At 73.1% G+C, this 17,403-nt stretch carries 7 protein-coding genes; all 7 read left to right on the forward strand.

Translation table 11 applies throughout. From position 1 onward, the window contains the following. The first annotated feature begins 118 nt into the window (after positions 1-118). Positions 119-6,547, forward strand: coding sequence for a DEAD/DEAH box helicase (locus tag ACFHWY_RS11390; protein ID WP_416580110.1), 6,429 nt, complete (start codon positions 119-121; stop codon positions 6,545-6,547). Then, a complete protein-coding gene (locus ACFHWY_RS11395) occupies positions 6,544-8,724 on the forward strand; it encodes a UvrD-helicase domain-containing protein (protein ID WP_416580111.1) in 2,181 nt (726 codons plus the stop codon). Before ACFHWY_RS11390 ends, ACFHWY_RS11395 begins: the two co-directional genes overlap by 4 nt. Continuing rightward, positions 8,721-8,951 carry a hypothetical protein gene (locus ACFHWY_RS11400; protein ID WP_416580112.1) on the forward strand — a complete coding sequence of 77 codons (231 nt, stop codon included), beginning with the start codon at positions 8,721-8,723 and terminating at the stop codon, positions 8,949-8,951. The genes ACFHWY_RS11395 and ACFHWY_RS11400 overlap by 4 nt, the downstream gene beginning before the upstream one ends. Then, the gene (locus ACFHWY_RS11405) at positions 8,948-10,513 is read left to right on the forward strand and encodes a TIGR02677 family protein (protein WP_416580113.1); all 1,566 of its coding nucleotides are present in this window, start codon (positions 8,948-8,950) and stop codon (positions 10,511-10,513) included. The genes ACFHWY_RS11400 and ACFHWY_RS11405 overlap by 4 nt, the downstream gene beginning before the upstream one ends. A 76-nt stretch (positions 10,514-10,589) precedes the next feature. Further along, complete coding sequence (locus tag ACFHWY_RS11410) at positions 10,590-11,963, forward strand: TIGR02678 family protein (RefSeq protein WP_416580114.1); 1,374 nt, start codon at positions 10,590-10,592, stop codon at positions 11,961-11,963. A 16-nt stretch (positions 11,964-11,979) separates the two neighbouring features. Beyond that, positions 11,980-16,140 carry a TIGR02680 family protein gene (locus tag ACFHWY_RS11415; protein WP_416580115.1) on the forward strand — a complete coding sequence of 1,387 codons (4,161 nt, stop codon included), beginning with the start codon at positions 11,980-11,982 and terminating at the stop codon, positions 16,138-16,140. After that, positions 16,137-17,399, forward strand: a complete 1,263-nt coding sequence (locus ACFHWY_RS11420) for a TIGR02679 family protein (RefSeq protein ID WP_416580116.1) — start codon at positions 16,137-16,139, stop codon at positions 17,397-17,399. Before ACFHWY_RS11415 ends, ACFHWY_RS11420 begins: the two co-directional genes overlap by 4 nt. The last annotated feature ends 4 nt before the right edge of the window (positions 17,400-17,403 follow it).

The raw sequence follows: 17,403 nt of genomic DNA on the forward strand, positions 1-17,403 counted from the left end.
GCCCCAGCCCGTCGCTGGCAACGAGGGCTGTCGCGAATCCGACTCATCCGGCGATCGTGGCCTGTCGGCCGGGTCAGCGCAGGTCACGGGTGCAGTAGCATCCCCGGGTGATCCGCTCATGAGGCCGACCATCGCCGCCGACACCCTGCGCCGGACCCTCACCCAGTACCTGACCACCACCTTCGGGTTGACCGAGGACGGCGTACGCCAGGGGCTTGAGGGGTTTCTCTGCCACCCGGAGCAGGGCATCTTCCGCGGCCCGTACCTGCGGATCCGCACCCCGTTCCGGCCGGCGGAGGGCGACTGGCGGGCGAGCCTGGACTGGGCGCCGGCCCACTTCACCCCCTACCTGCACCAGGCGAACGCGTTCGCCCGGCTGTCGACGAAGGGCAAGGCGGCCGAGCCGACCCTGATCACCACCGGCACCGGCTCCGGCAAGACGGAGTCGTTCCTGATCCCGGTGCTCGACCACTGCCGGCGGCGCAAGCAGCAGGGTCGGGTCGGCGTCAAGGCGATCCTGCTCTACCCGATGAACGCCCTGGCGACCGACCAGACGGCTCGCATCAACGAGCTGCTCACCGATCCGGCGCTGGCCGGAGTCACCGCCGGTCTCTACATCGGCGACGTGGCCGCGATCGAGTACCCGCACGTGTTCACCAAGCGCTCGGAGATGCGCCGCACCCCACCGGACATCCTGATCACCAACTACAAGATGCTGGACCTGCTGCTTCAACGCGCCGACGACCTGCCGCTGTGGGAGGGCGCCGAACCGGCGTACGTGGTGCTGGACGAGTTCCACACCTACGACGGCGCGCAGGGCACCGACGTGGCGATGCTGCTGCGCCGGCTCGCCGCCGCGCTCGGCCTCACCGAGCCGGAGCGGCCGTTGGGGCCGATCTGTCCCGTCGCGACCTCCGCCACGCTCGGCGAAGGCGGCGGACGGGACGGACGTACCGCGATCCGCGACGTCGCCGAGCAGGTCTTCGGCGTCGCCTTCGAGGCCGGTTCGCTGGTGGGGGAGGACCGCTACGAGGCCGGCGAATTCGTCGCCCACCAGGACTTCAGCCTGCCGTTGCCCAGCCCGGAGCAGCTCGCCGCCGTCGACGACCGCGACACTGAGGCGATGATGGCGCAGGTCGCCGAGCTGGTCCTCGGCGAGGACTGCCTCGACGACCCGGCGCGCCTGGGCGACCTGCTGCGCCAGCACCCGTTGACCAAGGCGGTGCTCGACTCGCTCCAGGCCAGGCCGTGCACCCTCGACGAGGTCATCGACGTGCTGCCCCGCAAGAACGCCACCGGCTGGGGCAGCGTGATGAAGACCCGGCCCGAGATCACGGCGAAGGCGCTCGCCCGGTTCGTCGGCCTGCTCTCCGTGGCGCAGCACCCGCAGGCCCCCGGCCGTCCGCTGCTGAACATCGAAACCCACCTGTGGGTACGCGCCGTCTCGCGCCTGCTGCGCGGCACCTCCCGCCAGGCCACCTTCGGCTGGTACGGCGAAGCGCCGCGCGAGCTGGACCCGTACGCCACCGACGCCGACGTGGTCGTGGCCGACAACCGCCACCCCCGGCTGCCGGCCATCTACTGCCGGCACTGCGGCCGATCCGGCTGGATGGCGTTGTCGCCCGAAAAGGACCCGCAGGAGCTGGAAACCGACCCGGACAAGATCTACCGGGCCAGCGTCGGCCGGGACAAGCGCCGGGTCCGCGCGCTGATCGCGGCGACCCCCGACGAGGTACGCCAGCGCCCGGCCGGCCTGCTGGTCCTGGAGTACGGCCGGCGGGTGCGTCCCTTCGACGAGCAGCGCGACGGCCAGCTCACCGACGACGCGCTCGTGGTGCTCGGTGACCTTGTCGACCTGGACAGCGCCGACAAGGACCGCTGCCCGTCCTGCGAGCTGGACCACGGCATCCGCTTCCTCGGCGCCGGCCTGGCCACCCTCGCCTCGGTGGCGATCACGCAACTCTTCACCGGCGGCGAACTCGACGAGGCGGAGAAGAAGACGCTGCTGTTCAACGACTCGGTGCAGGACGCCGCGCACCGCGCCGGGTTCGTCGCCAACCGGTCCTACTCGTTCTCGCTGCGCTGCCTGCTCGCCAGCCGGCTCGGTCCGGGAGAGTCGATCGGGCTCGACGACCTCTTCGCCAGGATGGTCGAGGCGGCGGCACAGCCGGAGATCCTCTGCACCGTCGTGCCGCCGGACCTGCACGACCAGCCCGGCGTCGACAGCCTGCTCGCCGGGGAGCACACCGGCAGCCGGGAAACCTGGGAGCTGATCAGCGAACGTCTCGTCTTCGCCACCGTGATGGAGACCGGGCTGCGTTCCCGGCAGGGCCGCACCCTGGAGCTGACCCGCAGCGTCGCCGTCGAGGTGACCCTCGAAAATTCGGCGCGGGCCGCCGCGATCTGCCGGGACGTCCACCTCACCGGCCCCGGCCACCTGGACGGCGCGGCACCCGACGACGCCCGCTACCTCGCCTTCGTCCGGGGCCTGCTGGAACGGCTGCGTACCCGGGGCGCGGTGTTCCACCAGTGGCTGCTGCCGTACCTCAAGCGTGGCGGCACCCGGTGGCAGGTCTGGGGCGGCCGCCCCGCCGGCATGCCCGCGTTCCCCAAGGGCCTGTCGGCGCCCGCGTTTCTGCTCGCCACACCGAAATCCCGTTCCGAGTTCGATGTGCTCACCGCGCGCGGCAACTGGTACCAGGACTGGACGTCGCGCTGTCTCGGCCTCGGTCCCGGCGACACCGCCGGCTACCTGACCCGGCTGCTTCCGGCCCTGGCCGCCGCCGACGTGGTCGCCGTCGGTGACACCGAAGACGGCAACATGGTGTACGGGCTGTTGCCCGGCCACCTGCGGGTGACCCGGCTCGACGAGGCGTCCGCCGTGGCCGGCGGTGTCGGCTGCGACACCTGCCACTGGCGGCAGACGGAGCACCCCGACCGGGTAGCCGACTGGATCGGTCAGCCGTGCCGGCAGTACCGCTGCCGTGGCCACCTCCAGGCCGCCCCCGACGACACCGCCCCCGACGACTACTACCGGCGGCTCTACCTGGACAGCCCGGTGTTCCGGGTGGTCACCGGCGAACACACCGGCATGCTCACCCGCGCCCAGCGGGAGACGGTGGAGCGGCAGTTCCGCGACGGCGGGCGTTACACCGACCCGAACGTGCTCTCCTGCACACCCACCCTGGAGATGGGCATCGACATCGGCGCCCTCTCGGCGGTGGTGCTGGCGTCACTGCCACACGGGCCAGCCAACTACGTGCAGCGGGCCGGCCGCGCCGGCCGTCGCAGCGGCAACGCGCTCGTGCTGACCCTGGTCGGGCGCTCCGAACGGGACCGCTACTACCTCACCGACCCGCGCGACATGATCGCCGGCCAGATCGTCCCGCCCGGTTGTTTCCTCTCCGCCGTGGAGATCCTGCGCCGCCAGTACCTCGCCCACCTGATCGACCTGGCCGCCCGCGGCCGACTGGCCGGAGTGCTGCCGATGCCACGGCGCGCGCACGTGCTGTTCGGTCCGACCGGCTGGCTGGCCGGTCTCGCCGACGCCAGCCGGCGCGACGGTGGCCGGCTGCCGGAGGAGTTCCTGGCCCTCTTCGGCGACAAGGTCCTGCGGGCCGCCGCCGACCAGCTACGGGAGTTCGCGGTCGACGGCGTCGTCGGTCGCGTCAAGGAGGCCGACGAGGTCTGGGAGTCCCGGCTGGCCGACCTGCGCCGCCGGCTCCAGGAACTCGCCGCAGCCCGGGGCACCCTGGTGCCCAGCGACCCCGACCACGCCCGCGAGATCAAGATGTTGAGGGCCGAGGAGGCCGCGGTCCGTCGCCGGCTCCGGGAGGCCAGCGCGGCTGCCGCTCACGGCACCCTGGTCGCGTTCGGGTTGCTGCCGAACTACGCGCTCATCGACACCCGCACCGACCTGGAAGCCACCCTCACCTGGGAGGACAAGACCGCCGGCGACCGCCGGTTCCACAGCGAGATCCGCGAGTACGCCCGCCCGGCCCGCCCGGCGCTGGTCGAGATCGCCCCCGGCAACAGCTACTACGTGCGGGGCTACCGGCACGAGATCTCAGGGCTCGACGTCGGCACCGTCGACCGGCCGTCGTACGAGCAGTGGCGCGTCTGCGGGCAGTGCGGCTACGTCCGTACCCACCTGGCCAAGGAGGACACCAGCGCCTGTCCGCGATGCGCGGACCCCGGCATCGCCGATCACGGGCGACTGTTCCAGGTGCTGCAACCGACCCGGGTGCTCAGTCGCGACAAGCGCGACGACGCCCGCATCCGTGACGACAGCGACGACCGGGACCGGCGCTTCTACGCCACCACCGTCGCCGTCGACGTCGACCCGGCGAAGGTCGATTCCTCGTGGCGGCACGCACACGACACCTTCGGCGTCGACTACAGCCGGCACGCGATGATCCGCCACTTCAACCTCGGTGCCCAACGCTACGACCGGGCGGCGGAGTTCTTCGCCGGCGACGAGGTGCGGATCAACCGGTTCCACACCTGCACCTCCTGCGGGGGGACCACAGTCGACGGCGCGCCCGCGGTGAGCGCGCAACTCGCCGCGCAGGCATCCGGCTCGACCGTCGTGCAGGGCGCCGAGCACCACCGCCCCTGGTGTGCGTACCGACGTTCGCCGGCCGCACCGGACACCCACGTCGATCTGATTCTGGCCCACCAGCTGGAAACCGAGGCGCTGCGCATCCTGATCCCCGCGGCTACCGCCGTGGTCCAGGAGCGCATCGTGTCGTTCGCCGCCGCCGTCCGGCTGGGAATCGCGGCCCAGTACGGCGGCGACCCCGCGCACCTTCAGGCGGTGTCGGCCACCATGCCCGACGGTCACAGCGACGGAACCCGCAACTTCGTGGTCGTCTACGACACCCAACCGCAGGGCACCGGCTACCTGCACCGTCTCGCCAGGCCGCAGGAGTTCCGCAACGTCCTGGAGCTGGCCCGGACGCGGATCGCCGACTGCGTCTGCCGGCACGAAGGCAGAGCGGTCTGCCACCGCTGCCTGCTGCGTTACGCCCGCAACGACGAGTTCGCACTGATGAGCCGCGACGAGGCGCTGGGCATGCTGGACAAGCTCCTGGACACCTGGGACGTCGAGGAGGGCACCCGGACCGACGAGATCTCGCTGATCCACCAGGTGGAGAGCGAGTTGGAGATGCGTTTCCTGACCAAGCTGCTGGCGCTCGGCGCGGCGCCCGACTCGGGCCTGCGCATCGACCGTCGGACCGATCACGACGGTGCCCGCATCGCCGACCTGCGGTTCGTGCGGGACAACGGCCAGGGCGTCACGCACTGGCAGATGAAGCTACAGAACACTGTCCGGGGCACCCGCCCGGACGTCCACTTCAAGCGCCTCGACGCGCCCTCGCCCGAGGTGGCCGTCTACCTCGACGGCTTCAAATACCACGCCTCCTCCCAGTACAACCGGCTCGCCGACGACGCGGAGAAGCGGGCCCGGCTGCGCGCCCACGGTTACCTCGTCTTCGCCGCCACCTGGGACGACGTCAAAACGTGGGGCGGCACCGAAGGGCAGGGGCGCTGGACCCCGTACGGCGGGGTCTGCAAGCAGGCGGCCCGGGAGAACTACCGGAGGTTCCTGCCCGGCGCGCACCCGGACGAGCTGGAGGAAACCATCTGGGTCAACCCGATCCAGCAGCTGATGCGCTTCCTCGCCGAGCCCGATGCGACCCGATGGCAGCGTCGGGCCGAAGCGACTCTGGCGGGTCTGCTCAAGCAGGCGCGGGACAACACCGCCACCGACTCCGGCGGCGTGGCGCAGCGCCTGCTGGCCGCGTTGCGCGGCGAACCCCTGCCCGCCCCGACCGCACGGCACATCATGATCGCCCGTGCCCGGGACAACGCGGACTGCCCGGTGACCGTCGTCGTCGACGGCCGCAGCAGACCCCTACCGGCCTGGTCGGCGCTGGCCGTCCTCGACGACCTGCCGGCGGCCGTGGCCGGGGCGGGACACAAGGAACGTTGGGCGGCCTGGCTGGCGTGGGGCAACGTCGTCCAGTTCCTCGGCAACGGCGGCGGTGACGCGGGTCAGCTCGCCGTGTCCGACCTCGACGCCTTCGAACCGGCCTCGATGGCCGTCACCGAGGGCACCGGGTTCGGGACCGCCCACCGGGCGTTGCCGCTCGACGAGGAGACGGCGACCTGGCTCGGCGTCGTGACGCCGCCGGTGTCCACCGGGGCCGGAACCCTCGGCAGCCAGTCGCCGTGGCGGGACGTCCTTCGCTACCTGGACCCGGAGGAGCACACCCTGGACCAGCTCGTCCAGCAGCTCGCCCAGCAGGACCTGCCCGCACCGGTCGTCGGCTACGAACTGGGCGACCAGGGCTGGCAGGCCGAGCTGGCGTGGCCCGAGCGGCGCCTCGCCATCGTGCTCAGCGGCCCCTCCGACGACCCCGAGACCGAAGACCGCGACCGGGCCTACGCGCAGGCGGGCTGGCACGCCCGGACCGCCCGGGAATGGTCGGTCGACGAGCTGGCGGCGAAAATCAAAGCGTCGAGTGGGGGAGAACCGCGATGAACACCGGGGCAAGCCTGCGGATGCTGGACCGCGCCGACAAGGAGGTCATGAAGCTCACCCGCGCCGACATCGGCGCGGTCTACGAGTTCATGCACAAGTTCCGGCACAACCCGGAGAACCCCGGGCTCAGTCTCAAGGCGCTCACCAGCGACACCCGACTGATGTCGGCCCGGGTCAACAAGGACCACCGGGCGCTGCTGCTGCACATCGCCGAACGCGACTACCTGCTCGTCGCGGTCAAACACCGCGGAGAAGTGTACGACGACCTCGGCCGCTACGCGTACCGGATCAACCGGGTCACCGGCGGCATCGAGGTGGTCGACCTGGCTCCGGTCGGCGACAGCATCGTCGGTCGGGTGGTGCCCCCGCAGGTCGAAGCGGAACCCGCGCAGAAACCGATCTTCGCGGCGTACGCCGACGCCCAGCTGCTGGAGCTCGGCGTCTCCGAATTGCTGCTGCCGCAGATCCGGGAACTGACCACCGAGGCCGAGCTGCTGGAGCTGCTTGACCGGGCACCGCAACTCACCACCGACGTGCTCTTCGCGCTGTTCGACGGCACCCCCTACGACGAGGTGCTCCAGCAGGTCACCGACCCGGTACGCGCCGACGATCCAGTCGACACCGAGGACTTCGAGGCTGCCGTCGAGCGCCCCGCCACCCAGGTGACCTCCGACGACGAGGCGTTGCAGGCGATGCTCGGCGAAGCGTTCGAGCGGTGGCAGATCTTCCTGCACCCCACCCAACGCAAGCTGGTCGAGCGCCGGTACAACGGCCCTGCCCGGGTCGGCGGTGGCCCGGGCACCGGCAAGACCATCGTCGCCCTGCACCGGGTGGCGCACCTCGCCCGCCAACTGCCGCCCGGTGTGGACAAGCCGATCCTGCTCACCACCTTCAACCGGAACCTCGCCGCCGACCTGCGTACCCGGCTGATGGCCCTGGGTGGTCAGGATCTCGTGTCGCGGGTCGACATCGTCAACATCGACCGGCTGGCCAGCCGGGTGGTGGCCGAGGCGAAGTCGGGCGGCGGTCGGCGCGTCGTGACCGACAGCCGGGTACCCGAGCTGTGGGCCGAGTTCCTCGTCGAGACGGGCGAGGCGGGTTGGGAGGCGGAGTTCCTCGCCGCCGAGTGGACCCAGGTGATCCTCGGTCAGGTGCTCAACTCACGGACGGACTACTTCAAGGCCCGCCGGCCCAACCGTGGCCGCAGCCTCACCCGGGTGGAGCGCGACCAGATCTGGCAGCTGACCGAGCGCTTCACCAGCTGGCTGGAGAACCGTGGCATCTGGACCTGGCGGCAGGTGGCACAGCGGGCCGCCCGCCTCGAAATGGACCGCACGGCCCACCACAGCGGTGCCGACGGGAATCCGTCTGGCGGGTTCTACCGGCCGCGCTACCGTCACGTGGTGGTCGACGAGGCGCAGGATCTCAGCGCCGCGCACTGGAAGATGCTGCGCGCCATGGTCGCGCCCGAACCGGACGACATGTTCCTCACCGGTGACACCCACCAGCGCATCTACGACAACCACGTCACGTTGGGCAGCCTCGGCGTCAACATCCGTGGCCGGTCGTCGCGGCTGACGCTGAGCTACCGCACCACCCGGCAGATCCTCGCCGACGCCCTGCAGATCATGACCGGCGAGGTGTACGACGACCTCGACGGCGGAGAGGAAGACCTGGCCGGCTACCGCTCGTTGTTGCGCGGCGGCCGGCCGCACTTCCGTGGGGCGGCGACCTGGGCGCAGGAACGGGACCTCATCGTCGAGCAGTTGCGGAGCTGGGGCAGCCCGACTGACGGCTCGGTGGCCATCTGCGTGCCGACGAAGGAGCTGGCGGCGGAGTTGATCAGCAGGCTGGAGAGCGACGGGCTGCCGGTGGTGGAGATCGGACCGGACGGCCCCAAGCAGCCCGACGGGATCCATGTCGGCACCATGCACCGGTTCAAGGGCCTGGAGTACCAGCGCATGGTGATCGCCGCGGTGAGTGACGGCCTCGTCCCCCGGCAGGTGATCAGCCGCTACCGGGACACCGATCCGAAGCGGTATCAGCGTGAACGCCAACGGGACCGGTCTCTGCTCTTTGTGGCCGCGACCCGGCCCCGCGACGAGCTGACCGTGTTCTGGCACGGCACGCCCAGCCCGTTCCTGACCAGCCGCCTGGTGCGGCGTCAGCCACCGTGAGTCCCGGCGGCGCTCTCGACCAGGCGGACCATGACGAGGACCGCTACCACGAACTGCCCGGTTTGGCCGGCAGCTTCGACGCGATCGCCTTCGTCCCAGCGTCACCGCGATGCACCCGTGAGACAGCCGAACAGCGCGCCGACACACCTGGCGGGTGGAGCGGGGCGCCGCCGGAGGGTCTCGGTAAGGTGCTGCGGGACGAGACCGCCGCCGGAGGGACGAGATGACCGCGCAGCCGTCGAGGCCCACCTTCGGGCTGGACGATTTCGGGCTCGACGACCGGATGCGGTTGTTCGGCTATGTCACAGCGGAGAACCGGTTCGCGTACCGCTGGCTGTTGCGCGCCTTCGAGGCGGCGCGCTCCAGCTACCACGTGATGCTGCACACCGCCGAGGTGGCCGCGACACTGGGCGCACTGCACGAGGCGGACCCGGACTGCCCGGATCCGGCCGAGCTGGAGCTGCCTCGGCTGCTCGACGCCCTCGTCGAGTGGGGGGTCCTCGACCGGGGGCAGGACGGCACCCGGGCGAGCACCCTCGCCGAGTACCGCAACCGCCACTCGGTCTACCAGTTCACCGAGGCCGGCTACCGGGCCCACCGGGCGGTGGAGGCGGTCCTGACCGCGACGATGGACGACAGCACGCTGTCCCGACTGGTCTTCGCCGACCTGCTCGCCGACCTGGCCGCGCTCGCCGCGGCCAACGAGACCGGCGACGCCGAAGAGGTCTACCGGAAACTCAACCGCCTCGACCGGGCGCTGGCCGACATCGCCGAGCGGGCGGCCCGCTTCTATCACATGCTCGGCGACCTGAGTCGCACCAACGACGTACGCCCGGAGGCGTTCCTCGCTCACAAGGATGCCCTGCTGGCCCACCTGCGGGACTTCCACGACGAGTTGCAGCGCTACACGCCACGGCTGCGGGCGGCGGTGCACGAGGTGGAGGCGACCGGCCTGGAGCGCCTGGTCGAGGCGGCGGCCGAGGCGGACGAGCGGCTCTTCCACACCCCGACGCAGCGTCTGGAGGACTGGCGGCGCCGGTGGCGTGGGCTGCGGTCGTGGCTGGCGCCACCGGGTGCCGAGGAGACCAGTGAGGCCGACCGGCTCGCCGACGCCACCATCGCCGCCATCGGGGACGTGTTGGCGTTGCTCCGACGGGTCACCGAAGCCCGCCGTGGCGGGGTGAGCCGCGAGTCGCAACTGCGCCATCTCGCCGCCTGGTTCACCCGCGTCCCGTCGCAGGACGCCGCCGACGCGCTCTTCGACGCCGTGTTCGGCCTGGGCGCTCCCCGGCACGTCGCGGTGACCCACGCCGATCCGGAGGCGATCCCGACCCGGCTGTCGTGGTGGGAGTCGCCGGCGGTGGAGCTGTCACGCACCCTGGTCGCGACCGGCCGGGAACCCGGGCAGGGACGGGGCCGGCCGGCCCGGATCGACCGTAGCGACGACCGCCGGCACCGGCTGCGCGCCGACCAGCTGGCCCGCGAGCGCCGGCTCGCCGACGCCGCCGCCGTCCTGGCGGCGGAGGACCTCGACGGGCACCGGCTGGACGCGGAGCAGACGACCGTGTTGCTGCGGTTGCTCGACATCGCCCTCGCCGCGCGGGTCGGCGCGGCCCGGGCGGTGCCGCTCGCCGCCGCCGGGCACGGCGTCCGGCTCACCCTCACCCCGACTCCGGGCCGTTTCACCACCGTGCGCACCGCCGCCGGCCGGCTCCTCCTCGACGGGTACGCGCTGAGCGTGGCCGCTGCCGGCCACACCGCCGTGCACCGCCAACTGGTGCCGGCATGAGCGAGCGTCAGCGAGTGAATCGTCAGCTCAGTGCGGTGGTGCCTCATGCTGGCACGGAGCGCAGCGGAGTGCCGGCATGAGTGATCCTGTTCGGCACCGTTTCGCCGCTGACCTCACCGAGCTGGAACTCGCCGACTACCAGCGGGCCGTCCGCCTGGTGCTGCGGCATCCGCTGATCACCTCGACCTGGCCGGACGAGCGGGCGCTGCCCCGGGTGCGGCGGTTCGCGTCGACGCTGCGCCGGGACCTCTCCGAGGCGTTCGGATACCGGCTGGAGCTGCACGGCGGCACGGCTCGGCTGGTCCGGGCGAAGGATCGCCTGGACCCCACCCAACCGGCCCGGTCGCGTACCGGCCGGCAGTTCGACCGCCGGCGGTACGCGTACCTCGCGCTCTGTCTCGCGGTGCTGGGTCGGGCCGGTGTCCAGATCACCCTCAGCGAGCTGGCGGACTCGGTGGCCGCCGACGCGACCCGGATCGGCGGCCTCGGCCTCGATCCGGACCACGGTACCGACCGGCGGGCGTTCGTCGACGCGGTCGGATGGCTCGAGGAGCGGGGTGCGCTGCGGCTGGCCGACGGTTCCAGTTCGGCCTGGGCCACCGACCCGGGAGCAGGCGAGGCGCTGTACGACGTGGCACGCGACGTGATCGTCGCGTTGTTCCGCCCGGCCCGGGTGCTGCAACACGTCGGCTCGGTGGAAGGGCTGCTGGATCGGTCGTTGGCCAGCAGCGGCAACGCCGAGCGCCGGCGGACCGCGCAGGTGGCCCGCCGGACGGTGGTGGAGTCCCCGGTGGTCTACCTCAGCGACGTCGACTCCACGGTCGCCAACCATCTGCGGGGCACCGCCCTCGCCGCCGACCTGGCCCGGCTGACCGGGCTGCGGTTGGAACGGCGGGCCGAGGGCGTGCTGCTGGTGGACACCGCCGGCTTCACCGTGGAGCGGTTCCCCGGCACCGGGTCGGTGGCGCAGGCGGCCGTGCTGCTCGCCGTCGAGCTGGCCGACCGGGCCCTCGACCCGGACGGTCGCCGGGTCCGGCGGCTGGCCGCACCCGACGAGGCCGCCCGGCAGCGGGTGCTCGTCGGGCAGGTCGACGCCGGCCTGCCCACCGACACGTTCGTCCAGCTCGAAGACGAGGTCGGGCCGCACGCTCCCGTCGAGCCGGAGGGGACGCCGGGGGTGCCCGACGAGAGTCGGCTGCCGCTGGTGACCGACAGCTTCCTGCGCGACGCGGTGGCGGAGATCCTGCGACGCTACGGGTCGGCGTTCGGTGCCCAGTGGCACGCCGACCCGCAACGGCTGGGCGGTGAGGCGATCGCGCTGCTGGAACGGTTCGGCGCGGTCGTCCGGGTACCGGGCGGCGTGCTGGTCCGGCCGCTGGCCGGTCGCTACCGCAACACCATCGCGGCGGTCAGGCAACGAGCCGCCGCCAAGCCCGAGCCCCTCTTCTGAACCCCGGGAAAACGCTGTGATCGAACAACGCGCCGTCCGTCGCTTCACGCCCACCCGGGCGGGAATCGTCAACCTGTGGGACTACCGCGACGAGGAGTTCCTCTTCGTCGACGGGTGGCTGGTGCTGCGCGGGCCGAACGGTTCCGGCAAGACGAAGGCCCTGGAGGTGCTCTTCCCGTACGTGCTGGACGGGCGGATCGAGCCCCGTCGGCTCAACCCGTTCGCCAGCGAGGACCGGACGATGAAGTCGAACCTGCTCTACCGGGGGCAGGAGGTGGCCCACTCGTACGTGTGGATGGAGTTCGGCAACGGCGAGACGTACGTGACGGTAGGGATCGGGCTGCGGGCCCACCGGCACGTCGACCGGGTGACCCGCTGGCACTTCGTCACCGACGGTCGGGTCGGAGCCGACTTCGCGTTGCTCGACGCCGACGACCGGCCGTTGACCCGGCGGGATCTGATCAACCTGCTCGGCGCGGACGCGGTGCGGGACTCGCCGGAGGAGTACCGTCACCTCGTCGACACCCGGCTGTTCGGTCTCGGCCCGGCGCGCTACGAGCAGCTGCTCGACCTGGTGCTGACGCTGCGTAAGCCGCAACTGGCCAAGGATCTCAACCCGGTCGAGCTGTCCCGCACCCTGCAACGCGGGCTGCGCCCCATCGAGGACCACCTGCTCGTCGAGGCCGCCCGCTCGTTCGACGACATGGAGGCGGTCGCCCGTACCCTCGAAGGGTTGGCCGCGGCGGACGGGGCCACCGCCGCCTTCCTCACCGTCTACTCCACCTACCTGCGGACCCACGCGCGGGCCGCGGCCGACCAGCTGACCGCCCGTCGCGACGCGATCGCCGGCCGGTCCCGGGCGCTGGCCGAGGGGCGTGCGGAGGCCGCGACGGCCGGCGAGGCGGAGGCGACGGCCGGTACCGCCCTGCGGGCCGTCGAGGGGGAGCCGGGCCGGCTGCGGTCACACCTGGACCGGCTGAAGAGCTCGGCGGCGTACCAGTCCCACGAGCAGCTCGCCGACCTGGAACGGCACGTGCACGACCTGGTGGAGGCGGCCGAGCGGGCGAGCCGTTCGGTCGCCGACGAGCAGGCGGCCACCGCCCGGCGGCGCGGCGAGTGGGAGCGGGCGGTGACGACGACCCGGGACACCCGGTCGGCGGCGGACCGGCTCGCCGCCGAGCTGCTGCTCGACGCCGAGGCGGCCGGCATCCCGTGGTCCGCCGGGGAGAACACGGCCGAGGGGTTGGCCAGCCGGCTCACCGCCCACGTCGGGGCCCGGCGCGACGACGTGCGCGCCGTGCGGGAGCAGGCGGCCCGGCATGCCCAGGCCGAGCGCGACCAGATCCGCTCGGCCGCCGAGGCCGCCGCCGCAGCGGACGCGGTGGTCGCCGCCGAGCAGGCCGAGCAGCACTCGGAGCAGGCGGTCGCCGACGCCCGGGCGCACATGCGCGCCGACCTCGACCGGTGGGCGCGGCAGCACCGCGACCTGCTGCCCGACCTCGACCGGCCGGACCTTCCGGCCGTGCTCGCCGGTGCCGTCGACGCCGTCGGCGAGCCCGGCGCGGCGACCCTGCGGGAGCTGTACGCGGACACGACCGCCCCGGCGGTCGACCGGCACCGGGACCGGCTGGCCGGGCTGGGCGCCCAGCGGACCGTGTTGACCGGTCGCCGGGCCGAACTGGCTGCCGAACGGGACCGGATCGGCGCCGAGCAGGATGACGCCCCGCCGGCCCCGGTGACCCGGGCCGCGCCGCGTGCCGGCCGGGCGGGTGCGCCCCTGTGGCGGTTGGTCCGGTACCGCGCGTCGGTGCCCGCCGACGCCGCCGCCGCCACCGAGGCGGCCCTGCACGCCGCCGGACTGTTGGACGCGTGGGTGCACCCGGACGCGGACGCCGCCGCCGACGCGGTGGCCGGCGACGACTCGGACGGCTACCTGCTGCCCCTGCCCGCGCGGCGCCGTCCGACCGGCGCCACCCTCGCCGACGTGCTGGTCGGCGAGGCCCAGGACGCGGTGCCCACCGAACGGATCGACGCCGTGCTCGCCTCGGTGGCGTTGGCCGACGTGGTGGGCCCGGAGAGCGTGGTGGGCCCGGAGAGCACCGCCGCCGTGACGATCGGCGCCGACGGACGGTACGCCCAGGGTGTCACCGCCGGACGGTTCGCCAAGGACCGGTGCGAGTTCATCGGCGCCACCGCCCGCGCGGCCCGTCGCGCCGCCCGGGTGGCCGAATGCGACCGGCAGCTCGCCGCGCTCGACGCCGAACTGTGGACGCTCGACGGTGAGCGGGCGACGATCGACCGCCTGCTGACCGCCGTGGCCTCCGCCGCCGGGCAGCTGCCGTCCCCCGTCGGGATCCACACCGCACTGCGGGACCTGGAACGGGCGGCCACCACGCTGCGCGCCCGGCAGGAGGCGGCGGCGGCGGCCAACGCGCGACTGGACCAGGCGCTGGCCGAACGGGCCACCGCGGAGGCCGCGCTGCGCCGGGCAACGGCGGAGCGGTCCCTTCCCCTGGGCCGCCTGGAAGCCACCGCCGACGCGGTGGACCGGTTCGAACGACGCGGGCTGCGCCTCGACGGCGCGTACCCGGCCGTGGCCCGCGCCGACGAGCAGGAGGAGCAGGCGCAGCAACGCCACGACGAGGCCGTCGACCGGCTGCTGGCCGCCGAGCAGGCGGCCCGCGTCGCCGTCGACCGGCACCGGGAGAAGGCCGAGGCGTACCAGACCCTGCGGGCCAGCATCGGTGCCGAGGCGGAGCGGGTGCTGGCCGACGTGGCCCGGACCGCCGACGAGATCGAACGCGCCGAAGCCGCCGTGGACCGCGTCCGGGCCGAGCTGAGCGCCGCCCAGCAGCGCCGGGCCGCCGCGGTGACCCGGGTCGAGCTGAGTGAGCAGGCGGTCGCCGCGGCGGTCACCGAGGCGCACCAGGACGCGCTGCGGCTGCGGCCGTACGCCCGACCGGACCTGCTGGGGTTGCTGCGCTGCCCGACGGAGCTGCGCTGGCCGACCCGGGTGACCGACGACGCGCCCGGCGCCGAACTGGCCCCGGAGGTGGTCGGCCTGCACGAGGCGATCCTCGCGGCGACCCGGGAGTTGAGTCCCACCGAGACGTCACTCAAGCAGAGCGCCACCCGGCTCACCACCGCCCTGACCGAGTTGCAGGCGCAGCTGCCGGCGGCCGGGCTCGACCAGCGTCCGGAGTGGGACACCGACGACGGGGTGATCCTTGTCCGGGTCGCCGACGAACAGGGACTCACGCCGGTCGCGCACTTCGCCGACCGGATCGCCGCCGAGCGGCGGGACCAGGAGCAGCTGCTCACCGACGCCGAGCAACGTGTCCTGGAGGACGCGCTGCTCGGCCAGCTGGCCCGGCAGATCCACCACCGCACCATCGAGGCCCGTGACCTGGTGGCCGCGATGGACACCCAGATGCGGGCCCGACGGATGTCCAGCGGACTCACCGTCGGCGTCGGCTGGCGGCTCGCCGACGACCTCGACGACGAGCAGCGGGAGGTGTGCAGACTGCTGGAGAAGGACCCGGCCCGGCTGGGTCCGGCGCCGCTGACCACCATGCGTCGGCACTTCGCCGCCCGGATCAAGGCGGCCCGGGCGCTGCACCCCGAGCGGCCGTACCGGGATCTGCTCGCCGAGGTGCTCGACTACCGGCAGTGGCGGACCTTCGCGTTCACCCTGCACCGGGCGGGCGGCGGCACCGAGGCGCTGACCCGGTCCCGGCACAGCCAGCTCTCCGGCGGCGAACAGTCCGTGTCGCTGCACCTGCCGCTCTTCGCCGCCGCCAACGCGCTGTTCGGCTCGGCCCGCCCGGACGCGCCTCGGCTGTTGGGCCTGGACGAGGCGTTCGCCGGAGTCGACGACACCGGCCGGGGTGAGCTGATGGCACTGGCCAAACAGTTCGAGCTGGACCTGTTCATGACCGGCTACGACCTGTGGGCCACCCACCCGGCTGTCAGCGGGGCGGCCCACTACGACCTGTCCCACTCGGCGACCGAGCACACCGTGTCCAGTCTGCTGCTGGTCTGGGACGGGTCGGTGAACATCGCCGACTTCGACGGGACGCTGGCCCGCGCGCTGGGGTCACCGGAGACCCGCCGCGTACCGGCCGCCGCCCGTACCGATGTCCCCGCCCCTCTTCTCCTCGACGTCGCCGACCAGTGACCAGCGAGCCGTCCCAGCCTCTTCCCGCGCCCTCGACGCAGCCTGCGCCGCCGGACCCGCGGCGGCTGTCGGAGCATCCGGGCTGGCGGCGGCTGTTGGCGGCGGCGCGGCGCAGCCTCGAACGCAGCGGGGGACAGCTGGACGGCGCCGTCACGCTCCAGTCACCCACCGACGACGAGCGGGTCGTCGTCATCGGGATAACCGGTGCCCACCGGTCGGCCGGCACGGCCCGGCTCACGGTGCGGCTGACCGATGTGGACGACCAACTCCGGGCGGTCCACGGGGTGGGTCTGCGGGAGCTGCTGACCTCGGCGGCACCGCTGCGTAACCGTGCCGCCGAGGCGAAGCGGGACGCGGCGGCCCGGGACGCGCTGCTCGACCTGGCCGGCGAGGGCCGGCACGCCGCCGCCGGCTGGTACGCCGAATGGCTCGACGGGATGCGCCGCGACGGCACCCTCACCCGGGTCGTCCGGGCCGGGCTGCCGTTCGCGGACGTGCTGCGGGTGCTGGACGCCCTGCCGGCGCCGGACGAACCGATCCCGGTCTTCGCCGACCGGGTGCTCGACGACACCAAGGCGCTCAGCGAAGGGCCCGTGCGCGGCCTGGTGCTCCGCGCCCTGGCCGCCTGGCAGCTGGTGCCGGTGCCGGCCGGCGGCGAGCCCGAGCGTGCGCTGTGGGAATCCGTCGGACTTGTCCCCGACGACTTCGCCAGCCAGGTGCTGGTCCTCAACGTCGCGGCCGACGGTGGCCTGCTCGGCCGGTGGCTGACCGAGGCCGCCGCCGTCGGCGAGCCGATCCGGATCACCCTGCACCAGCTGCGCCGCTTCCCGCTGACGGTGACCGCCGGCGAGCTTTTCGTCTGCGAGAATCCGGCCGTGCTCCGGGCCGCCACCGCCGCGCTCGGTGTGCAGTCGCCACCGTTGGTCTGCACCGAGGGGGTGCCCTCGGCGGCGGTGCACACCCTGCTGCGCGCGGCCGGCGGCACCGTGATCAGGTGGCGCAACGACCTGGACTGGACGGGCGTCCGGCTGACCGCCGCCGCCCTCGACCGCTACCCGAGCGCGGTACCGTGGCGGATGAGCGCCGCCGAGTACACCCCGGCGGCCGGTTCCGGTCCGGCGCTGGTCGGTGTCCCCACCGCCACCGCCTGGGACCCTGCCCTCGCGGAGGCCATGCGTCGGGCCGGCCGGGCCGTCATGGAGGAACGCCTGATCGGTCTCCTGCTCGACGACCTGCGCCACGCGGGAGCACCGACGTGACGGG

This window comes from Micromonospora sp. LOL_024 (assembly GCF_048060415.1).
GTDB lineage: Bacteria > Actinomycetota > Actinomycetes > Mycobacteriales > Micromonosporaceae > Micromonospora.